The sequence below is a fragment of the Aquincola agrisoli genome (assembly GCF_036621135.1).
Lineage (GTDB): Bacteria > Pseudomonadota > Gammaproteobacteria > Burkholderiales > Burkholderiaceae_C > Aquincola > Aquincola agrisoli.
The window spans coordinates 128,047-149,611 of sequence record NZ_JAZIBG010000017.1; the positions used below are offsets into that span (position 1 = coordinate 128,047).

Annotated in this window: 18 protein-coding genes; 9 read left to right on the top strand and 9 right to left on the bottom strand. The window is 70.7% G+C overall.

The features are described 5' to 3' along the window. Window positions 1-11 precede the first annotated feature (11 nt). The gene (locus tag V4F39_RS05265; protein WP_332288258.1) at window positions 12-1,946 is read left to right on the top strand and encodes a type IV pili methyl-accepting chemotaxis transducer N-terminal domain-containing protein; all 1,935 of its coding nucleotides are present in this window, start codon (window positions 12-14) and stop codon (window positions 1,944-1,946) included. After that, entirely contained in the window at window positions 1,939-2,628 is a 690-nt protein-coding gene (locus tag V4F39_RS05270; protein WP_332288259.1) for a response regulator, read from the top strand. Before V4F39_RS05265 ends, V4F39_RS05270 begins: the two co-directional genes overlap by 8 nt. Window positions 2,629-2,638: 10 nt before the next feature. On the opposite strand, the gene V4F39_RS05275 is transcribed toward V4F39_RS05270, so the two are convergent. The 4 genes from V4F39_RS05275 to V4F39_RS05290 all read right to left on the bottom strand — a co-directional run bounded on the left by V4F39_RS05275 (window position 2,639) and on the right by V4F39_RS05290 (window position 6,882). After that, on the bottom strand, window positions 2,639-3,061 hold the full coding sequence (locus V4F39_RS05275) for a VOC family protein (RefSeq protein WP_332288260.1): 423 nt from the start codon (window positions 3,059-3,061) through the stop codon (window positions 2,639-2,641). A 107-nt stretch (window positions 3,062-3,168) separates the two neighbouring features. Then, window positions 3,169-4,263, bottom strand: coding sequence for a hypothetical protein (locus tag V4F39_RS05280; protein ID WP_332288261.1), 1,095 nt, complete (start codon window positions 4,261-4,263; stop codon window positions 3,169-3,171). Window positions 4,264-4,378: 115 nt separating this feature from the next. Continuing rightward, the gene (locus V4F39_RS05285; RefSeq protein WP_332288262.1) at window positions 4,379-5,803 is read right to left on the bottom strand and encodes an FAD-binding oxidoreductase; all 1,425 of its coding nucleotides are present in this window, start codon (window positions 5,801-5,803) and stop codon (window positions 4,379-4,381) included. 2 nt (window positions 5,804-5,805) lie between these two features. Then, on the bottom strand, window positions 5,806-6,882 hold the full coding sequence (locus V4F39_RS05290) for a 3-deoxy-7-phosphoheptulonate synthase (RefSeq protein ID WP_332288263.1): 1,077 nt from the start codon (window positions 6,880-6,882) through the stop codon (window positions 5,806-5,808). Window positions 6,883-7,039: 157 nt separating this feature from the next. Here V4F39_RS05290 and V4F39_RS05295 point away from each other — a divergent pair, with 157 nt between their 5' ends. Then, a complete protein-coding gene (locus tag V4F39_RS05295) occupies window positions 7,040-8,626 on the top strand; it encodes a methyl-accepting chemotaxis protein (protein ID WP_332288264.1) in 1,587 nt (528 codons plus the stop codon). Between the two features lie 67 nt (window positions 8,627-8,693). On the opposite strand, the gene V4F39_RS05300 is transcribed toward V4F39_RS05295, so the two are convergent. Beyond that, window positions 8,694-8,942: a YjiS-like domain-containing protein gene (locus V4F39_RS05300; RefSeq protein WP_332288265.1), complete on the bottom strand. Its 249-nt coding sequence runs from the start codon at window positions 8,940-8,942 to the stop codon at window positions 8,694-8,696. An 89-nt stretch (window positions 8,943-9,031) separates the two neighbouring features. Between V4F39_RS05300 and V4F39_RS05305 the strand changes: the two genes are divergently transcribed. Then, complete coding sequence (locus V4F39_RS05305; RefSeq protein WP_332288266.1) at window positions 9,032-9,958, top strand: LysR family transcriptional regulator; 927 nt, start codon at window positions 9,032-9,034, stop codon at window positions 9,956-9,958. After that, window positions 9,955-11,229, top strand: coding sequence for an AGE family epimerase/isomerase (locus V4F39_RS05310; protein WP_332288267.1), 1,275 nt, complete (start codon window positions 9,955-9,957; stop codon window positions 11,227-11,229). Before V4F39_RS05305 ends, V4F39_RS05310 begins: the two co-directional genes overlap by 4 nt. Here the strand turns inward: V4F39_RS05310 and V4F39_RS05315 are convergent. From V4F39_RS05315 to V4F39_RS05330, 4 genes are all read right to left on the bottom strand, one after another. After that, on the bottom strand, window positions 11,199-12,020 hold the full coding sequence (locus V4F39_RS05315; protein ID WP_332288268.1) for an MBL fold metallo-hydrolase: 822 nt from the start codon (window positions 12,018-12,020) through the stop codon (window positions 11,199-11,201). The genes V4F39_RS05310 and V4F39_RS05315 overlap by 31 nt on opposite strands. A gap of 14 nt (window positions 12,021-12,034) precedes the next feature. Further along, window positions 12,035-12,730 (bottom strand): hypothetical protein, encoded by a 696-nt coding sequence (locus tag V4F39_RS05320; protein WP_332288269.1) that lies wholly within the window; start codon window positions 12,728-12,730, stop codon window positions 12,035-12,037. A gap of 74 nt (window positions 12,731-12,804) precedes the next feature. Continuing rightward, complete coding sequence (locus tag V4F39_RS05325; RefSeq protein WP_332288270.1) at window positions 12,805-15,468, bottom strand: outer membrane protein assembly factor BamB family protein; 2,664 nt, start codon at window positions 15,466-15,468, stop codon at window positions 12,805-12,807. A 269-nt stretch (window positions 15,469-15,737) separates the two neighbouring features. Further along, a complete protein-coding gene (locus tag V4F39_RS05330; protein WP_332288271.1) occupies window positions 15,738-16,247 on the bottom strand; it encodes a MarR family winged helix-turn-helix transcriptional regulator in 510 nt (169 codons plus the stop codon). Window positions 16,248-16,372: 125 nt separating this feature from the next. On the opposite strand from V4F39_RS05330, the gene V4F39_RS05335 reads away from it, so the two are divergent. From V4F39_RS05335 to V4F39_RS05350, 4 genes are all read left to right on the top strand, one after another. After that, window positions 16,373-16,843 carry a tripartite tricarboxylate transporter TctB family protein gene (locus tag V4F39_RS05335; protein ID WP_332288272.1) on the top strand — a complete coding sequence of 157 codons (471 nt, stop codon included), beginning with the start codon at window positions 16,373-16,375 and terminating at the stop codon, window positions 16,841-16,843. A gap of 14 nt (window positions 16,844-16,857) precedes the next feature. Further along, window positions 16,858-18,366 carry a tripartite tricarboxylate transporter permease gene (locus V4F39_RS05340; RefSeq protein ID WP_332288273.1) on the top strand — a complete coding sequence of 503 codons (1,509 nt, stop codon included), beginning with the start codon at window positions 16,858-16,860 and terminating at the stop codon, window positions 18,364-18,366. Between the two features lie 137 nt (window positions 18,367-18,503). Then, entirely contained in the window at window positions 18,504-19,820 is a 1,317-nt protein-coding gene (locus tag V4F39_RS05345) for an ABC transporter substrate-binding protein (RefSeq protein ID WP_332288274.1), read from the top strand. A 7-nt stretch (window positions 19,821-19,827) separates the two neighbouring features. Further along, window positions 19,828-21,564 (top strand): ABC transporter permease, encoded by a 1,737-nt coding sequence (locus V4F39_RS05350; protein ID WP_332288275.1) that lies wholly within the window; start codon window positions 19,828-19,830, stop codon window positions 21,562-21,564. Window position 21,565 lies beyond the last annotated feature (1 nt).

The window sequence follows — 21,565 nt, forward strand, 5'->3', positions numbered from 1 at the left end:
CGCGCGGCGCGATGAACGCCCCGGAGCGCCCGGCCCGCCGGACGCTGGCGGCGAAGTTCGGCGCCATCGGCTGCACGATGCTGCTGCTGGCGCTGGCCGCGATCGGCCTCACGCTGTGGGTGACCTGGCAGCTCGAGGGCGGCGCGGCGGCCGTCAACGAAGCCGGGCGCATGCGCATGCAGACCTGGCGCATCGCGCAGGCGCTGGCCGCCGACGGCCCGGCCGCGGCAGCGCCGGTGGTCGAACGCTTCGACGCCAGCCTCGCGTTGCTGCGCCGCGGCGACCCGGCGCGCCCGCTCGCGGTGCCGCGTGATGCCGCCTCGCTGCAGGCGCTGGCCGCCGTGGAGCAGCGCTGGCGCCAGCTGCGCGCCGATTGGCAGGCCCCGGCCGGCCGCCTCGGCCCCGAGGCCACCGCGCGCCAGGCTGAGGCCTTCGTCGCGTCGATCGACCGGTTCGTCGGCGCGATCGAACGCCAGCTCGCGCGCTGGACGACGCTGCTCAACAGCGCGCAATTCGCGATGATGGCGCTGGCCGTGGCGGCCGCGGTCGCCCTGCTGTATGCCGCGCAACTGCTCGTCTTCAGCCCGCTGGCACGGCTGCAGGAGGGGCTGGCCCGCGTCGAGTCGGGCGATCTGGCGGCGCGCGTGGCGGTGGCCGGCAACGACGAGTTCGGCGCCGTCGCCGAAGGCTTCAACCGCATGGCCGAGCGGCTGCAGAGCCTGTACGGCAGCCTCGAGCGCCGCGTGCAGGTGAAGACCGAGCACCTCGAGACCGAACGCGCCCGGCTCGCGGCGCTGTACGAGGCGGCCGCCTTCGCTGCGCAGGCCGACACGCTGCAGGCGCTGGCGCACGGCTTCGCCGGCCAGCTGTGCCGCGTCGCCCGCGCCGACGCGGCCGCGGTGCGCTGGTCCGATGAGCACAACCGGCGCTACGTGCTGCTGGCGTCCGACGGCCTGCCGGAGCCGCTGGTCGAGGCGGAGCACTGCCTGCCCACCGGCGGCTGCCTGTGCGGGCAGGCGCCCGGCGACGCACACACCCGCGTGTTCCCCCTGCAGGATCTGCGCACCGGCCCGTCGGCCGCGCACGGCGCCGGGCTCTGCGCGCGTGCCGGCTTCGCGCAGCTCGTCAGCGTGCCGGTGCGCCTGAACGAGCGCCTGCTGGGCGAGATCGACCTGTTCTACCGCCACCCCGTGACGCTGCACCCCGACGACCGCGCACTGCTCGACACGCTGGCCAGCCACCTGGCCGGTGCGATGGAAGGCCTGCGCGCCGATGCGCTGCAGCGCGAGGCCGCCGTGGCCGAGGAGCGCGGCCTGCTCGCCCGCGAGCTGCACGATTCCATCGCCCAGGGCCTGTCGTTCCTGAAGATCCAGGCCGGGCTGCTGCGCGACGAGATCGGCCGGGGCGTGCCGAGCCGCGTCGTGGACCACCGGCTCGCCGAGCTCGACACCGGCGTGCGCGAGAGCCTCTCGGACGTGCGCGAGTTGCTGTTGCACTTCCGCACCCGCACCAACGCCGAGGACATCGTGCCCGCGCTGCGCACCACGCTGACCAAGTTCGAGCACCAGACCGGCCTGCCGGCGCAGCTCACCGTCACCGGCGAGGGCATGGCGCTGCCGCCGGACGTGCAGGTGCAGGTGCTGCACGTCGTGCAGGAAGCGTTGTCGAACGTGCGCAAGCACGCCCGGGCGGGCCGCGTGTGGGTGGAGGTGCAGCAGTCGCCGCGCTGGATCGTCTCGGTCCGCGACGACGGCCGCGGCATCGGCGACGCGGCGCTGACGTCCGACGAGACCCACGTCGGGCTGCGCATCATGCGCGAGCGCGCCGCCCGCATCGACGCGGCACTCGAGATCGAGAACACGCCGGGCGCCGGCACCACTGTCACGCTGACGCTGCCCCCGCTGCAGGCTGCGGCCGGGCTCGAGAACGTTGCCGCCCATGCCTGAACAGGCCGCGCCCCCGACCCGCCTGCTCGTCGTCGACGACCACACGCTGTTCCGGCGCGGGCTGACCGCCCTGCTGGCCGCGCAGCCGCAGATGGAAGTCGTCGGCGAGGCGCCCGACGCGGGCGACGCGATCCGCCTCGCGGCCGCACTGCAGCCCGACCTGGTGCTGCTGGACCACCACCTGCCCGGCGTATCGGGCATCGACGCGCTGCAGGGCCTGCGCGAGGCCGCGCCGCGCGCGCGGGTGCTGATGCTGACCGTCAGCGAGGATGCCGACACGCTGGCCCGCGCGCTGCAGCGCGGAGCGCACGGCTACCTGCTGAAGACCGTGGACACCGAGATGCTGGTCGGCGCGATCGAACGCGCGCTGCGCGGCCAGTCGACCATCAGCCCCGAGATGACGGACAAGCTGGCCAGCGCGTTCCAGTCGCTGCAGGCGCCCGGGCCCGCGGCCGGTCCGCCGGCCCCGCCGCCGGCCGACCCGCTGGCGCAGCTGTCGCCGCGCGAGCGCGAAATCCTCGACGAGATCGCGGGCGGCGCGAGCAACAAGGAGGTCGCGCGCGCGCTGGGCATCGCCGAGACCACGGTCAAGATCCACGTGCAGCACATCCTGCGCAAACTCGACCTGAGCTCGCGCGTGCAGGCCGCCGTGCTGGTGGCGGGGCGGAAGCGGCCGGGGTGAGGCGGCCTTGTCAGCCTTCGCCGGGCACCGTGACCATCCAGCCCACGCCGAACTTGTCGGTCAGCATGCCGAAGCACGGCGACCAGAAGGTCTTGCCCAGCGGCATCACCGGCGTGCCGCCGGCCGACAGCGCCGCGTAGAGGCGGCCGGCGGCGGCCTCGTCGTCGACGGTGATCGACAGCGAGAAGCCCTGGAAGCCCTTGGCCTGCCCGCTCGGGTCGTCGCTGGCCATCAGGACCGTGTCCTTGCCGATGTGCATGCTGGCGTGCATCACCAGGTTCTCGCTGCCGGGCGGCGCGCACTCGGGCGGCGGCGGCTCGGGCGAATCCTTGATGCGCATCAGCATGTCGATGGGGCTGCCGATGGCCTGCGAATAGAAGTTCATCGCCTCTTCGCAACGGCCGTTGAAGAAGAGATAAGGCATCACGATCATTTGCGCGCTCCTCGCGTGGGGTGGACACGCGGCCCGATCGGACCGCGTTCGAAGGCACGACGAACGAGGGACAGCGGATTCGACGGCCCCGGCGGAGATTCTGCGCTTCAGCGCAGGACGAGCTTGACGGCGTCGCGGGGGATGTCGATGCAGGGGAAAAGCTGCTGGCCGCGTGCCGATGCAGGGGCCTGCACGCCAGGCTGCGCAACCCGCACGCCCGTCCGATGCAAAGGCGCACAGCGGCCGTTGGGCTGGGCTTCAAGACGCCCTGAGGCCGCGAGCGTGTACTGTGCGCCGAGGCGCGACACGACGTCCACCTCGATCACGCGAAGTTCGGGCGCTGTGGGCATGGAGCAGGGAGACGAATGCTCTGCGGGCATCAACCAGCGTTCAATGTGACGCGCTACTACCGGTTCGACGACCAAGCATGCCTGCTGCAGGTTGCCCAGAGCGGCAGCACGCATCAGCTCCGGGGCCAGCGACGTGGCCACGATCGCTGCCACGCCCCCCGCGATCACCAACGTCGGCCGGATGCCCGCCCACCGAAGTCCCCGTTCCCCATGCGCAGCGACGATCACGACGGCATGCAGCAGCGCCAGCCCTGCGCTCAGCCCGACGATCAGCAACAGGATCTCGTGATTCGACCAGTCTTGGCCGCGCGATCCGACGATGCTCACGAGCGATGCGATCACGACCACAAGCGCTGCCAGCGGCAGCACTGGCAGCAGAAAGAACAAAGCTTGGCTGTGGAAACGGTCCCAGCGGTCTGCTGACCCGTGCAGGGGTCGGCCCCGGTGCAAGACCGCATACACGACGCGCCCGACAAACACCATGCAGGCCATGGCGGCCAGGCCCGCGTACCTGCTCGCATATAGAACGACCACGCCAAAAAGCCCGCCGAACAGCAGCAGCACAAGAGACTGGCGCATTGCATACCTGCGGACCATGCGCGCAGCGGTGGCCGACGGCCATCGAGGAAACCACAGCTCGCGACACACCCACACATCGGCAAGCACGCCGGCGGCGAGCAGCCATATCACAGCGCCGCAAGCCAGCCCGAGCTTCAAGAACTGCGACAGCCACTCTTCGCCGCCGAACTCCGGCATCACGCCGCGGCCGATGGAGAACGCGCCCGCAGCCAACAGGCCCAGCGTGGCACCGAAGCCGCCCGACGCCACGGTCCATGCCGCGAATCGAGGCATGCCGTCGAGCCAACGCGCTGCGTCGGGGGTCGCGGGTACACGGGCCCCCACGCCTTGCGGCGGTCGCGGCGCGCGGGCCACCGAACCGCCCTTCCAGCGCTTCGACGCCCGCACGTCAGCCCAGCACCTTCCCCGGATTCATCAACCCCAGCGGATCCAGCGCCTGCTTGACCGCCTGCTGCATGCGCCGCTCCACCGGCGACTTGTAGCGCGCCGCCTCGTCGCGGCGCAGCACGCCCAGGCCGTGCTCGGCCGAGATGGAGCCGCCGGCGGCGGCGACGGCGTCGTGCACGAGTTGGTTCAAAGGGCCTTCGAGCGCGACGAACGCAGCCGCGTGCTCGGGGCCCGTGCGGCCTTCGGGCGGCGAGACGTTGTAGTGCAGGTTGCCGTCGCCGAGGTGGCCGAAGACGACCATGCGCAGGCCCGGGAAGGCCGCGGCGATCGCGGCGTCGGTCGCTTCGACGAAGGCCGGGATGCGCGAGATCGGCAGCGCGATGTCGTGCTTGATCGTCTTGCCTTCGGCCCCCTGCGATTCGGAGATGTTCTCGCGGAGCGCCCACAGCTGCTCGAACTGCGCGAGCGAGGTCGACAGCGCCGCGTCGGTCGCCAGCCCCGCCTCCAGCGCCGCTTCGAGCAGGCCTTCCAGCGCCTCGTTGGCATGCGCCTCGTCGTGGGCGTCGCTGATCTCCAGCAGCACGTACCACGGGCTCGCATCGGCCAGCGGCCGGCGGCTGCCCGGCACGTGCTTCATCACCAGCCCGATGCAGGTGTCGCTGATCAGCTCGAAGGCCGTGAGCGACGATGCGAGCCTCGCCTGCGCCAGCTGCAGCAGCTCGACCGCCTGCGCCGGCGACGGCACCGCGACGAAGGCCACCGCGCGCGCCGCCGGCTGCGGAAAGAGCTTGAGCACCGCGGCGGTGATGACGCCCAGCGTGCCTTCGCTGCCGATGAAGAGGTCGCGCAGGTCGTAGCCGGTGTTGTCCTTGCGCAGCCCGCGCAGGCCGCTCCACAGCTCGCCCTCGGCGGTGGCCACTTCCAGCCCCAGGCACAGCTCGCGCGCATTGCCGTAGCGCAGCACCTGCACGCCGCCGGCGTTGGTGGCCAGGTTGCCGCCGATCGTGCAGGTGCCCTGCGCGGCCAGGCTGAGCGGGAAGAGCCGCCCGGCCTCGCGCGCGGCCTCCTGCACCTGCAGCAGCGTGACCCCGGCTTCCACTTCCAACGTGTTGTTCTGCACGTCGACGTGGCGCACCCTGTTGAGCCGCGCGAGCGACAGCACCAGCGCGCGGCCGCTGGCATCGGGCGTCGCGCCGCCCGACAGGCCCGTGTTGCCGCCCTGCGGCACGACCGGCACGCGGTGCGCGTGGCACCAGCGCACCACGGCGGCCACGTCGGCGGCCGTGTCGGGCTGCGCCACGGCGATCGCGGCGCCGGTCCACTTGCCGCGCCAGTCGGTGAGGAAGGGCGCTATGTCGCCGGCGTCGGTCAGCAGCCGGCCGGCAAACGCCGCGCGCAGGGTGTCCAGGGATGCAGTCGTCGTCATGGTCAGGAGTCTCGGTGATTCACCCGGCGGCGCTGCGCGACCGCCTCGGCCAGGCCCTGCAGCACGCCGACGGTGGCGTCCCAGCCGATGCAGGCGTCGGTCACGCTCTGGCCGTAGCGCAGGCCCTCGCGGCCGTGGCGGAGGTCCTGCCGGCCCTCGACGAGGTAGCTCTCCAGCATCACGCCACAGGGTACGGGCGAGCCGGCCGCCACCTGCGCGGCCACGTCGGCGGCCACCAGCGGCTGGCGCGTGTAGTCCTTGCTGCTGTTGCCGTGGCTGCAGTCGATCACCACGCGCTCGGGCAGGCCCGCGTCGCGCAGCGCCTTCGCGGCCCGCGCCACGCTGGCGGCGTCGTAGTTGGGCCCGTCGCTGCCGCCGCGCAGGATGAGGTGGCCGTCGGGGTTGCCGGTGGTCGTCACGGCCACGGCCTGGCCCTCGAGCGACACGGATGGAAAGGTGTGCGGCTGCATCGCGACGTGGATGGCGTCGATGGCCGCGGCCAGCCCGCCGTGCGTGGTGTTCTTGAAGCCCACCGGCGCCGACAGCGCCGAGGCCATCTGCCGGTGCAGCGGGCTCTCCACGGTGCGCGCGCCGATGGCGCCCCAGGCCAGCAGCTCGGCGTAGTACTGCGGCGTCACCAGGTCGAGGATCTCCGACGCGGTGGGCATGCCCATGCGCGCGCAGGCCAGCAGCAGCTTGCGCGCTTCGTGCAGGCCCTGGCCGATGTCGCCGCTGCCGTCGAGCGCGGGGTCGTAGATCAGGCCCTTCCAGCCCATGCGGGTGCGCGGCTTCTCGAAGTACACACGCATCACCACCAGCAGCTCGCCCTTCAGCCGTTCGGCCAGCGGCTGCAGCCGTTCGGCGTAGTCGAGCGCGGAGGCGGGTTCGTGGATCGAGCACGGCCCAGTGATGACCAGCAGCCGGTCGTCGTCGCCGCGCAGGATGGCGCGCACCGCCTCGCGTGAGCGCGCGACGTGCCCGGCCGCAGCCTCGTCGGCCGGCAGGGCGTCGCGCAGCGCGCGGGGTTCGGGCAGCGGTTCGGCGCGGGCGATGTGCAGGTCGGAGATCGCGGTGGGCATGGAGAAGGCAAACCGAAGTGCGAGCCGCATCGTACCGCCGCCCGCCATCACTTCTGGCAGTTCAAGTTATGGCCCCCAACTGCCGTAGTAGGCCCCTGGTGCCCCTCGTTTCGTGTAACAGAGAGGGTGTCCGCACACACATGACGTTGGGGAACGTATGAACTGGACCAATCTGAGGATCGGCACCCGCCTGGGCGTCGGTTTTGCCACCATCCTGTGCCTCACGGCGCTGATGATGATCATCGGCGTGTGGCGCATGCAGGCCACCGCCGACTCGACGCGCACGATGATGGCCGTGCCGGTCACCAAGGAGCGGCTGACCAACGAGTGGTTCCGCCACGTCGCCAACGGCGTGGTGCGGCTGACCGCGGTGGCGCGCAGCGACGACGAGCAGCTGCAGGCGCTCTTCGCCGCGGCCAGCAAGGCGGCCAGCGCACGTTCCGACGAGTTGGTCAAGCAGATCGAGACGCTGCTGACCTCCGACGATGAAAAGCAGCTCTTCGCCAAGGTGATGGAACACCGCAAGCAGTTCCTGGTGTCGCGCGACACGATCCGCAAGGTCAAGAACGGCGGCGACGCGGCCGAGGCCGAGCGCATGTTCAAGGATGTCTTCCTGCCTGCGTCCGAGAAGTACATCGCCGCGATGGAGACCTTCCTGGACTACCAGCGCCAGGCCAGCGACGCCACCGCGCGCCAGCTCGACGACACGACCGACCGCGATGCCGCCAGCCTGGCCGCCCTGGGCGTGCTGTGCGTGCTGGCGGGGGGCGTGATGGCCTGGCTGCTGACGCGCTCGATCACGCGGCCGCTGAGCGAGGCCGCCCGCGCGGCCGAAGCCGTCACCGCCGGCGACCTGTCGCAGCGCATCACGGCCAGCGGCCGCGACGAAGTGGCCTCGCTGCTGCGCAGCCTGGGCGAGATGACCTCGGCCCTGCGCAACATGGTGCAGCAGGTGCGCCAGTCGGCCGATTCGATCCAGGTGGCGTCGAGCGAGGTCTCGACCGGCAACGCCGACCTGTCGAGCCGCACCGAGCAGACCGCGAGCAACCTGCAGCAGACCGCCGCGTCGATGGAGCAGCTCACCGGCACGGTGAAGCAGAGCGCCGATTCGGCGCGCCAGGCCAACCAGCTCGCCGCATCGGCCGCCGACGTGGCGGCGCGCGGCGGCAGCGTGGTGTCGCAGGTCGTCTCGACGATGGCCGACATCCAGGCCAGCTCGCAGAAGATCGCCGACATCATCGGCACGATCGACGGCATCGCGTTCCAGACCAACATCCTCGCGCTGAACGCGGCGGTCGAAGCGGCCCGCGCCGGTGAACAGGGCCGCGGCTTCGCGGTGGTGGCCGGCGAGGTGCGCACGCTGGCCCAGCGCAGCGCCGAAGCGGCCAAGCAGATCAAGGTGCTGATCGGCGCCTCGGTCGACAAGGTCGATACCGGCTCCCGCCTGGTGGCCGACGCCGGCAAGACGATGCAGGAGATCGTCAGCTCGGTCCAGCGCGTATCCGACATCATCGGCGAGGTGACCGCCGCCGCCTCGGAACAGAGCGAAGGCATCGGCCAGGTCAACACGGCCGTGACGCAGCTGGACCACGCCACGCAGCAGAACGCGGCGCTGGTCGAGCAATCCGCCGCCGCGGCGGAAAGCCTGCAGCAGCAGGCCCGCCATCTCATCGACGCGGTGGCGGCCTTCCGCACGGGCGACGCGACACTGCAGGCCACGCACCGCGCGGCCATCGCCGCGTAGGCCCCGGCCGGCGCTCCGGACGACCGGGGACGGCGAGACCCTCCGACGCGGCCGGCCGACCGCGCCCTCAGCGGCGCCGCTCGACGGGCGGTGCGTCGGCCCAGTGCCGCGCCTCGCCCCGGCCGATGCCCAGGTCTCGCAGCTCGTGGGCGTTCATCGCCTGCATCAGCCGGCGATCGGCCGCTCGCCGGCGCGCGGCGCGCCATGCGCCGGTACAACGCCTGCACCACGCGACGACCCGTGTGAACGGGCCGACGGCAGCGCCCGGTGTCGAGGTGGATTCGCTCGGCATCGCATCGGCTGGGGAAACACGCATCGCTCCGCTCCTGTTTGCAGCCCCCATGGTGCGCAGGACGGTACGATCTGGAAAGTTGAATGTTCTGACCAGATCGTTCAGGAATCCTGATGCGTGGCCTCAACCTCGACCAGCTGCAGACGCTGGTCTCCATCGCCGACCTCGGCACCTTCGCGGCCGCCGCCCAGGCCTTGCACCTGGCGCCGCCCACCGTGAGCCTGCACGTCAGCGAGCTGGAAGCGCGGCTGGGCGTGCCGCTGCTCGAACGCGGGCCGCGGCGCACCACGCCCACCACGGCGGGCGAGGCGCTGATCGAACATGCCCGCCGCCTACTGAAGGAAGCCGACGAGGCGGCCGATACCGTGCGCCGCATCGCCCAGGGGCGCGCGGGCAAGGTGCGCCTGGGCACCTCTACCGGCGTGATCGTGCACCTGCTGCCGCAGGTGCTGGCCCTGCTGGCCGAGCGCGCGCCGGAGATCGACGTCGAGCTGGCCATCCTCGGCTCGACCGACACCATGGCGCGCCTGCACGCCGGCTCGCTGGAGATCGGCGTCGTCGCGCTGCCGCAGCCGGCCGCCGACGACGTGCTGGTGACGCCGTGGCGCAGCGATCCGATGATGGCGTTCCTGCCCGCGGGCTGGGATGTGCCCAGGGCCGTGACGCCCGGCTGGCTGGCCGGCAGGCCGCTGATCTTCAACGATGCGACCACGCACATGTACCGCATGACGATGGAATGGTTCGCCGCCGCCGGCCACAGCCCGCGCGCGCGCATCGAGCTGAACTACACCATCGCGATGAAGAGCCTGGTTGCCTCGGGCTATGGCGCCGCCGTCCTGCCGATGGAGGAGGTGGGCGGGCCGCTGTCCTCGCTCGACGCGGGCATGCAGCTGCGGCCGCTGCGGCCTGCGCTGAAGCGCTACCTGGGCATCGCGCATCGGCCGATGGCGCGGCTGGACGCCGCCGCGCGCGAAGTGCTGGACGTGCTCGGCGGCTTCACCCAACATGCGGCGGCCACCCGCCGAAAGCCCGCCCGATGACCCCCGCCGCGCCCGCGTTCCGCACACCCGCCTTCCTGCTCGGCCACGTGCGCAGCACGCTGGCCTTTTACGAGGGCCGCTGCCTCGACCCATCCGGCGGCTTCTTCCACTTCTTCAAGGACGACGGTACGGTCTACAACCGCCGCACGCGCCATCTGGTGAGCAGCACGCGCTTCGTGTTCAACCACGCGATGGCCTACCGCCACTTCGGCGGCGAAGCCCGGCAGGCCGCGGCGCGCCACGGCCTGGCGTTCCTGCACGACGCGCACGCGCAGCCGCAGGGCGGCTTTGCCTGGCAGATCGACTGGGACGGCCGCCGCGCCACGGTGCAGGACGGCACGCAGCACTGCTACGGCCTGGCCTTCGTGCTGCTGGCGCACGCGCATGCGCTGATGGCCGGCATCGGCGAAGCCCGAGCCGGCCTGGAGGCCACCTTCTCCTTGATGGAGAGGCGCTTCTGGGAGCCGGCGCAGGGCCTCTATGCCGACGAGGCCACGCCCGACTGGCGGCTTGCCGCCTACCGCGGCCAGAACGCCAACATGCACGCCTGCGAAGCCCTGCTCGCGGCGCACGAGGCGACGGGCGAGGCGCACTTCCTGGCGCGGGCGTGCACGCTCGCCGAGGCCGTCACCCAGCGGCTCGCGTCACTGGCCGCGCCCCCCGGCGAGCCGGGCAACGGCCTGGTGTGGGAGCACTACCGCTGCGCCGGGCGCGACGGCCCCTGGCAGATCGACTGGGACTACCACCGAGACGACCGCAGCGACATCTTCCGGCCCTGGGGCTTCCAGACCGGGCACCTCACCGAATGGGCCAAGCTGCTGCTGCAGCTCGAGGCGCGGCTGCCTGCCGACAGCCGGCCTGCGTGGCTGGCCGCCACCGCGCGCCGCTTCTTCGACGCCGCCGTTCGCCACGGCTGGGACGATGTGCACGGCGGTCTCGCCTACGGCTTCGCGCCGGACGGCACGGTGTGCGACGGCCACAAGTACTTCTGGGTGCAGGCCGAGAGCCTGGCCGCGGCCGCGCTGCTGGCGCTGCGCACCGGCGACGACGGCTACTGGCAGTGGTACGACCGCCTGTGGGCCTATGCCTGGGCGCACATGATCGACCACCGCCACGGCGCGTGGTACCGCATCCTCGCGCCCGACAACACGAAGCTCACCGACGAGAAGAGCCCCGCCGGCAAGACCGACTACCACACGATGGGGGCATGCTACGACGTGCTGCGGGCGCTGGCCGGCCGTCAGCCCGGCGGGGCGCTGCAACCCGCCTGAGCCTGCGGCGAAGCGGCCGCCCGGGCGGCCATCGCCTCCAGCTTCGACTTCAGGGCCAGCAGTTCAGGCTTGCCGACCGGCGCGCCGCGGGTGGGCACGGCCACATCGAAGTCGAACCACAGCAGGTGGGTGATCGCCGCGGCCCAGCCGGCGAGGCTGCCGCCGGACGCACAATCCGGCTCGGGCGTGCCGGCCGTGTACAGCCCGCCGACCGCGACGGCACGCAGGTCACGGAACCACACGACGCTGTCGACGCCGGTGCGGCCCTTGCCGACGTGCTCGACCTCGGCCTCCAGGCCGCCCACACGCAGCAGGTAGTCGGTGCCGTAGGTGACCAGCGGCCCGGCCGCGCCTTGCGCCTTCGCGTCGGCGGCCAGCTTCGCGGCGGCCTGCTGCTGCACGATCACCGGCACGCCGCCCTCGACGAACTGAGGGACGTTGCCCGCCTCCTGCGGACCCGCCGCGGTCAACGCCACTGCACCGACCTTGGCGCCGGGGGCCTTCGCGATGCGCTGCACCTCGGCCATGAGCGGGCGGTAGGTGCCGGCGCGGTGCGCATCCACGAGGATGATGCCCGTGCCGTCGAGGCGCAGCAGCGCTGCGCCGTCCGCGCCTTGGATGCGGTAGAGGCCGGGCTTGATCGGCTCGGCCGTCAGCGCCTGCGCGCCAGCGGCCGCGGCCGCGACGGCGCCGAAGGCCGACGCGGCCAGCGCGGCCGCCAGCGCGCTGCGGGCGGCGCCACGCAGGCGCTGCCCGAAACGGCGGCCGGGGTCTTGGCGCAGTGCTGCCATACCGCCGGAACGCGTCAGCCTGCCGGCGCCTGTGCGGCACGCCGCACACGCACCGCCGCGGCGATGGGGCCCAGGCCGCCGAGGAACAGCAGCCAGGTCGCAGGCAGCGGCACGGGGCTGACCGCGAACGAGACCAGGCCCGAGGTGACGGCATTGCCCACGCCCGCGGTCGGGAAGCCGACGGTGGCCTCGCTGCTGAGCGTCAGGTCGAGCAGGCTCGTCGCGCCCGCGGCCTGCGTGTACTCGAAGGTCCACGGCCCGGTGACGTAGTCCTGGAACAGCGTGACACCGCCGCTGACCAGCGACACGAACAGCGAGGTGGCCGCGCTGCCCGCGCCGTCGGCGAAAGTCACCGGCGCGAAGTCGATGCTCAGGCTCAGCAGCCCGGTGGTCGCGAACGAGCCCGTGAAGCGCGCGGTGGCCACCGCGCTGGCGATGCCGCTGGCGCCCGACACGTCCGCGGACGTGCTCAGCAAGCCCGGGCCGCCGATGGCTCCGGCCAAGGCGATGTCGGTCGTCAAGCCGATCGAGTCGGCCTCTGCGAGCACCGGCAGCTCCGACGGCGGCCCCGACTGCATGTCGAATCCCGGCACGCCGTCGGTGGTGGCGACGGCCGTGGCCTCGAACAATGCATCGACGAACGAGACCGGTGCGGCCTGGGCGGACAACGCCAGGGCCGCCAGGCACGCCATGAACAAACGCTTCACCATTTTGATCCTCCTTCTGGTTTGGTCATCGGGGGGCGCCCGCGGAGGGCGCCCCAGTACTTCATCGCCTCAGGCGATCACTTCACGACCCGCACGTTCGCCGTGGACGACAGCTGCTTCTGCGCCCCGCCGTTCATGAAGTTGGCAGTGACCGTCACCGGCACCGCGTCGCCCATCGGCAGGTTGTTGTCGATCAGCGCCTTGTCGAAGGTGGCGATCAGCGTCTTGCCGTCGGACGTCATCTTGGCCGTGACTGCAGGGAACAGCGTCGTCGACAGCGGCGTCTTCAGTTGCACGCTGCCGTCGAGCGTGTAGCCCGCGGGGACCTTGAACATCGCCGTGACCAGGCCCTGCACGCTGGTGAAGACACCGTTGGCCGGACGCAGGTTCAGGATGTTCGGGACGAACTGCAGCGCGCCCGGCATGTCTTGGGGTTCGTGGTAGGCCACGATCTTGCCGGTCGGCCGCGGGTCCGTGCAGTCGTTGTAGAAGTACTCCCCCTCCTTGGTGAACTTGTACTGGAACGATTCTCCCGGGGCGAGCTTCGGATTGAAGAGCCCTTCGAAGAACTGCGTCGCGCAGTGCACCTTGGTGTTCGGCGCCACCGGGAACTGCGCGGAGCCCGGGTTCAGGAAGGTCACCGTGGTGCCCACCGGCACGCGCATGTGCGTCGGGCTCATGCCGTTGGTCGCGATGCTGTCGGCCGACGCGGCGGTGTCGGTCGTCTGGTTGGCACGCGCCAGGTACACCGTGTTGTTGACGGTGCTGCCTTCCACGGCAGAGCCGCTGACGGCGCGCCGGACCACGAACGGTGCCGGCGTGGGCGCCTCGCTGCTGCCGGTGGCCGTCTTGTAGCTGCCGCCGAGCTTGAAGGCCCACAGCTTGTCGCCCTGCCCCAGCACCGCGACGTACTGCGTGCTGCCGATCGTGTAGGTGACCGCGCCGCCCTCCACGTCGCCGTTGGTCTGGAAGCGCCACAGCGTCTTGCCGTCCACCGCGTCCAGCGCGTAGAACATGCCGTCGGGCTGGCCCACGAACAGCACGTCGCCCGCGGTGATCAGCGGGCTCTGGCCGTGCGCCGCATCGAGGCCGAGGTGGTTGCGCCAGACGACCTCGTTGGTCGACGCGTTGAGCGCGACCACGCCGCCGGTCTGGTACTCGCCCAGCGCACGCAGGCCGTTGCTGCCCGCCGAGCGGTAGTGCGCGACGTTGGCCACGCCGTAGGGGATGTAGACCAGGTTGGTCCGCGGGCTGTAGCCGTGGTTGGACCAGTCGGCGCCGCCGTTCTGCGTCGTCGTCGACAGCACCGGGTAGTCGAAGTGCGGGTCGTACATGCAACCCTTGCGGTGGTTTGCACCGTAGTCGCTCGGATAGGTCACGTACGGCTTGTCGACATCCAGGTAGTTCGTGTCGTTGTAGACCAGGTTGCCCGAGGCGTCGGGCTGGTAGCCGTTGTAGTTGGGCACCCCGCGCCACGGGTCGCCCGGGATGTTGTCGGTGCCCAGGCGCTCCCAGACCACGCACTCCGGCAGCCACATGCCTTGCGCCGGGAACTTCTGCGTCGCCGGGGTGTGCTGGCGCGAGTCCTGCGGACGGCCCTTCTCGACCACGCCGGTGATCGACTTGCCGTTGGTGCGGTCGAGCACGAAGGTCATCGCCGACTTGCTGCCGTAGTACAGCGCCTTGCGCTGCTGCCCGTTCACGTTCACGTCCGCGAGCACCGGCGGATGGACGTTGTCCATGTCCCAGATGTCGTGGCGGATCGACTGGAAGTGCCACTTGTAGGCACCGGTCTTCAGGTCGAGCGCGACGACCGAGTTGCCGAACAGGTTGTCGCCCGGGCGCTGCTGGCCGTCCTGCGAGGAGCCGCAGCTGCGCACGTTGCCGAAGGTGTAGTACGCCATGCCCAGCTCGGGGTCGATCGAGCCGTGGATCCAGGGCGTGACGCCGCCCGTCACGGCGCAGCTCAGGCCGTTGGCCTGCAGCGGGCCCCAGGTGGCGCCGGCGTCGGTGGTGACGCCGTTGACGTCGGTGACGACGCGGCCCGGCTCGGCACCGCCGTAGAACGACCAGACGATGCTGCCGTCGCTGCTCTTCACCGCGAACGCGGAGCCGCGGTTGCCGTCGTTGGTGCCGATGTAGACCATGCCGTCGTGGTACACGGTCGCGCCCTTGGCGATGCCGCCGAGGGTGGCGTCGCCGGGGCCGCGCGGCTGCGAGACCCAGACCTGCGCACCGGTGTTCTTGTCGAGCGCGACCACGCGGCCGCCAGCGGCGAGCGTGAAGACCTTGCCGTCGCCCACCGACACGCCGCGGCGCGTGCCGTTGGTGCCGAAGCCCGAATCGGCCGTGGTCGGCTGCCACTTCCACTTGACGGCGCCGGTGGCGCCATCAACCGCGGCCACGCCGCCCGCGGGCGTGTCGAGGTAGATCACGCCGTCGACCACGATGGGGGTCGTCTGCTGGCCGCTGCGGGCCGCGCCGGGCCCAGGCGTGGGCGTCGTGACGGCCGCCTCGGACATGCTGGTCATCCAGGCCGCGCCGAGGTTCGAGATGTTCGACCGGTTGATCTGGTTCAGCGCCGAGTAGCTCTGGTTCCCCAGGTTGCCGCCCACCTTCGGCTGGTCCTTGTCGGCCGGGGTGCAGCACGCGTTGAGGTCGGCTGCGGCACCGAACATGATCGTGGGGGTCGTCATCGCCGCGATGGCGATCAGGGACGACAGGATGGGATTGAATTTCATTGAGCCTCCTGGGTCTTGGTCAAACTGAAAGTGGTGCGTTGTTCCACGCGATCCGTTGCCCGTTGCATCACCCACTGCGTCTTTTTTTGTTGTTCTATTGAACAGAACACCATTTCGCAAATGAGTGATGGATTGAATGCGCGACGCCCCGCTTTGTGAGTAGGAATAAACCCGATGGGCCGTGGAAACTCCCGATGCATCCGGCATGCGGGCGTCGGCCGTGCGGGGCGCCGAGCGGCGCGCGCGGGCCCCCCGGCGGGGGCGGCGGCTCAGAGATCGGCCAAGGTCTGCGTGGCGGCCCGCTGGTCTGCGTCCAGCACTTCGATGAGGCGGCTCAGGTCTTCGTCGAGCCGCAGCAGCGTGGCCTCGTCCAGTTCGGCCAGCGCCCGCGGCAACACGCCCGAGAACGGCCCCTTGCTGCGGGACATCACCCGCTGGCCGGCCGGCAAGGCGCGCAGCTGCACCGCCCGCCGGTCGGTCGCGTGGGGCTCGGTCGCGACCAGACCGCGCGCGAGCAGCTGCCGCACGAGGTTGCTGGCGGTCGACTGGTGGATGTCCATCTCGCGGGCCAGCTCGCCGACGCCGATGCCCGGCCGCTGGCCGATCACGCTGAGCGCCCAGGCCTGCGCGCCGCCCAGGCCCACGCTCTTCTCCACCTGCTGGAAGTGCGTGCGGACCGCGTTGAACACGACCCGGAACCGCCGCAGCACACGCACCGCGGGCTCCTGACGATCGACGTCGGGGGGAGTCGCTGGATGTGCCGGGGACCGCTTGCGCATGCGGCGATGTTAGCGATGGTTCCTACGCAGTATCCACCATGTGCATTTGGACAAATGCATTTAGATTTGTCCAAATGGATTTGCGGGGGCATGCCGCCCCCGCCCGCTGCAGGACTGGAGATGCGATGAGACCCATCCGACCCACGCGGCCCAGGGACTTCTGGGCCGGCGTCATGTTCCTGGGCATCGGCGCGTTCTTTGCGATCGGTGCCCTGGAGTACCGCTTCGGCGCCTCGGCGAGGCCGGGGCCCGGCTACTTCCCGTTCGGCCTGGGCGTGCTGCTGGCGCTCTTCGGCCTGGTCGTCATCGCACAGTCGATCCGGGCCCGCGACCGCGGCGAGCGCGTCGGCGCCTTCGCGTGGCGGCCGCTGCTGGTCACGGTGGTGTCGATCCTCGTCTTCGGTGCCGCGCTGCCCCGCCTGGGCATGGCGCTCACGCTGCCGCTGCTCGTCACGACGATCAGCCTGGCGGGCGACGAATTCCGCTGGCGCGACGTGGCCCTGGGCGCCGTGGTCCTGACCGTCGGCTCGTGGGCGATCTTCATCCTCGGGCTCGGGCTGGTGATTCCGGTCTGGCCCCCGGCACTCGTGGGCTGAGAAAGGCGAACCCGATGGACATCCTGAGCAACATCGCGCTGGGCATGGGCGCGGCCCTGTCGCTGCAGAACCTTTTCTATGCGCTGATGGGCTGCCTGCTCGGCACCATGATCGGCGTGCTGCCGGGGCTGGGGCCGCTCGCGACGATCGCGATGCTGCTGCCCTCGATCTACAACCTCGACGCGATGCCCGCGCTCGTGATGCTGGCCGGCATCTACTACGGCTCGCAATACGGCGGATCGACCACCGCGATCCTGATCAACGTGCCGGGCGAGTCGGCCTCCGTGGTCACCGCGATCGAGGGCTATCAGATGGCGCGCCAGGGCCGGGCGGGGCCGGCGCTGGCGGCGGCAGGCATCGGCTCGTTCTTCGCCGGCACGATCGCGACGATGGTGATCGCCGGCTTCGCGCCGGTGCTGACCGAGCTGGCATTCAAGTTCGGGCCCGCGGAATACTTCTCGTTGATGGTGCTCGGGCTGATCGGCGCGGTCGTGCTCGCGTCGGGCTCGCTGATGAAGGCAGTCGCGATGATCCTCGTCGGCCTGCTGATCGGCCAGATCAACACCGACGTCATCTCCGGCACGCCGCGCTACAGCTTCGACATCCCCGAGCTCACCGACGGCATCAACTTCGTCGTCGTCGCCATGGGCCTCTTCGGCTTCGGCGAGATCATCGCCAACCTCGGCCGGCCGGCGCAGGAGCGTCAGGTGTTCACGAAGAACGTCAAGGGACTGATGCCCACGCGCAAGGACTTCCGCGACGCGTTCCCCGCGATGATGCGCGGCACGGCCATCGGCTCCGTCCTGGGCGTGCTGCCGGGCGGCGGCGCGACGCTGTCGTCCTTTGCCGCGTACACGCTGGAGAAGAAGCTGTCGAGCACCCCCGAGCGCTTCGGCCACGGCGTGATCCAGGGGGTCGCGGGCCCCGAGTCGGCCAACAACGCCGGCGCGCAGACCAGCTTCATCCCGATGCTGACCCTGGGCATTCCCTCGAACGCCGTGATGGCGCTGATGGTCGGCGCCATGACCATCAAGGGCATCCAGCCCGGCCCGCAGGTGATGACGAGCAACCCCGAACTCTTCTGGGGCCTGATCGCCTCGATGTGGATCGGCAACCTGATGCTCGTCGTGCTGAACCTGCCGCTCATCGGCATCTGGATCAAGCTGCTGACGGTGCCCTACCGCTTCCTCTTTCCGGCCATCGCGGTGTTCTGCTGCATCGGCACCTACACGTTGAACAACAACAACTTCGACGTCTACATGGTGGCGATCTTCGCGGCCGTGGGCTACCTGTTCTACAAGCTGGAATGCGAACCGGCGCCGCTGCTGCTGGGCTTCGTGCTCGGGCCGATGATGGAGGAGAACCTGCGGCGCGCCCTGCTGCTGTCGCGCGGCGACTGGTCCACCTTCCTCACGCGGCCGCTGTCGGCGGGCCTGCTGGTCGCCGCGGCGCTGCTGGTGCTGGTGGTGATGCTGCCGATGGTGCGCAGCCAGCGCGAGCTCGCGTTCCAGGAAGAAGGCTGATCCCCCGGCGCAGCCGGGGGCGAGCGGCCGGCGCCAAGGGAAAACCCGGCGGCGTGATCCCGATGATCACGAATCCTGATTGGCAGGGCGGATCGTGGTGGCTATCGTGCGCGGCACAACACCGACCAGGAGACACCATGCGCCTTGCCTCCCTCGCCGTCGCCGCGGCTGCGCTGTTCGCCACCGCCGCCTCGGCCGGCACCGTGACCGTGGTCACCTCGTTTCCCAAGGAGCTGACGCAGGCCTACAAGTCGGCCTTCGAGAAGGCCCACCCGGGCATCAAGCTGGAGATCCTGAACAAGAACACGGTGCAGGGCATCGCCTATGCGCGCGAGTTGCCGGCCGGCCAGCGGCCCGAGGTGTTCTGGGCCTCGGCGCCCGATGCCTTCGAGGTGCTCGCCGGGCTGAAGCTGCTCGACAACGTGGCCGACCTGGCGAACAAGTCGGCGCCGGCCAAGGTCGGCAACTACCCGATCAACAACCCGCAGGGCCTGTACCTGGGGCAGGCCCTGGCCGGCTACGGCCTGATGTGGAACACCCGCTACCTGGCCGCCAACAAGCTGCCCGCGCCGAAGCAGTGGGCCGACCTGACGAAGCCGGTGTACCACGGGCATGTGGCGATCAGCTCCCCGTCGCGCTCGGGCACCACGCACCTGACGGTGGAGACGCTGCTGCAGGGCGAAGGCTGGGACAAGGGCTGGTCGCAGCTGCTGCAGACCGCCGGCAACTGCGCGGCGGTGACCGAGCGCAGCTTCGGCGTGCCCGACGGTGTCAACAACGGGCAGTTCGGCATCGGCCTGGTGATCGACTTCTTCGGGCTGGCGGGCAAGTACTCCGGCTTCCCGGTGGAGTTTGCCTACCCCGACGTGACGGCGGTGGTGCCGGCCAACATCGGCCTGCTCTCGGGCAGCAAGAACCCCGAGGAGGCGAAGAAGTTCATCGCCTTCACCGTGTCGACCGAAGGACAGCAGCTGCTGCTCGACCCGAAGATCTCGCGGCTGCCGATCCTGCCACCCGAGGTCTTGAAGGTGCCCGCGGGCTATCCGAACCCGTTCGAGATCGCCAAGCGCGCGAAGGTGCACTTCGATTCCGATCTCTCGGAGTCCCGCTACAACGTGGTGTCGGCGCTGTTCGACCAGACGATCACCTTCCGGCTGAAGGAGTTGCAGGCCGCGACCAAGGCGATCCACGACGCCGAGGCGGCCATCGGCCGCAAGCCGAACGCACAGGCCGCGGCGCTGGTGAAGCAGGCGCGCGACCTGGCCTTCTCCCCGGTGGTGGGCCAGGGCATGGCGGGCGACAAGGCCTTCCTCGCCCTCTTCACCGCCAACAAGAAGGACGCCGCCGTCAGCAAGCAGGTGACCGGCCTGGAGGATCGCTGGAACACCCATGCCCGGGAGAACTACGGCCGGGCGAAGACGCTGGCGGAGCAGGCGCTGGCCATGGTGCGCTGAGCACCGCATGCCTTCCCTGACCCTCGCGGCGCCCACGCCCCGCCGCAGGCTCCGGCCGGGTGCGTGGATCGCCGGGCTGCTGGTGCTCGCGTTCCTGGCGCTCTTCCTGGTGCTGCCGGTGGCCAAGGTGTTCGTCACCGCCTTCGTCGAGGGCGACGGCAGCTTCACCCTCGGGCACTTCAGCGCGTTCTTCTCGCAGGGACTGATGCGCGAGGCCTTCGGCAACAGCCTCTACGTGGCGGTGCTGTCGGCCCTGTTCGCGGCGCTGATCGCGGTGCCGCTCGCATACGTCACGGTGCGCTTCCAGTTCCGCGGCGCGATGCTGATCCAGACGCTGGGCGTGCTGCCGCTGATCATGCCGCCTTTCGTCGGCGCGGTGGCGCTGCAGCTCATCTTCGGCCGCTCCGGCAGCATCAACCTGCTGCTGCAGGACGCATTCGGCTTCACGCTGCCGATCATGGAGGGCCTCAACGGCGTGATCTTCGTCGAGGCCATCCACTACTTCCCGTTCATCCTGATGAACCTCACCGTGGCGCTGCGCAACATCGACGGCGCGATGGAAGAAGCCGCGATGAACCTCGGCTGCCGCGGCTGGCGGCTCTTCTGGCGCGTCATCTTCCCGCTCGGGCTGCCGGGCTTCGTGGCGGGCGCCTCGCTGGTCTTCGTGAAGGTGTTCGACGACCTCGGCACGCCGCTCGTGATGGGGCAGACCAACCTGCTCGCCCCGCAGGCCTACCTGCGCATCACGCAGGTGGGGCTGGAGGACCCGCTCGGCTACGTGATCAGCGTGATCATGATCGCCTTCTCGATCGCCGCGATGGCGCTGTCGGCGCGCGCCCTGAAGGGCCGCGACTTCTCGACCCTGCAGAAGGGCGGCGCCGGCCTCCAGCGCCGCAGGCTCTCGGCCGGCGCCTCGGCGGCGGCGTACGCGTGGATCGGCCTGGTGCTGCTCCTCACCCTGTCGCCGCACCTCGGCGTACTGCTGCTGAGCTTCGCGCGGGTGTGGAGCTTCTCGCCGCTGCCCGACGCCTACACGCTCGACCACTACGCCACCGTGTTCCAGGATTCGAGCGGCATGATCGGCAACACGCTGCTGTACTGCAGCCTCGCCGCCGGGCTCGACGTGGTGCTCGGCGTGACCATTGCCTACCTGATCCTGCGCACGCGCCTGCCCGCGCGCGAGTGGCTGGACTGGATCGCCACCGCGTCGCTCGCCGTGCCGGGCATCGTGCTGGCCATCGGCTACCTGCGGCTCTTCAAGGGGGTGACCGTGCCGGGCACCGACGTGCTCGTCACCAGCACGTGGGTGATGATCATGCTCGCCTACGCGGTGCGCCGGCTGCCTTATGCGCTGCGCTCGTGCATCGCCGCGCTGCAGCAGGTGCACCAGTCGCTGGAGGAGGCCGCCGAGAGCCTGGGCGCGACCAAGCTGCGCACGATCCGCCGGGTGGTGGTGCCGCTGATGGCCGGCGGCATCCTGGCGGGCTTCGTCACCAGCTTCATCACCGCGGCCGTCGAGCTGTCGGCCACGATCCTCCTGGTGTCGGCCGATTCGCAGGCGCCGATGAGCTACGGGATCTACCTCTACATGCAGAGCGTGGCGGGCCGCGGCCCGGGCGCTGCGCTGGGCGTGCTCGCCATCGTGGTGGTCGCGCTCGGCACGTGGCTGTCGCACAGGGTGGCCGAGCGCACCGGCAGCCGCTTCGCACCGCAACCCCAGCCCCTCGACCCATCCCGCCCATGAC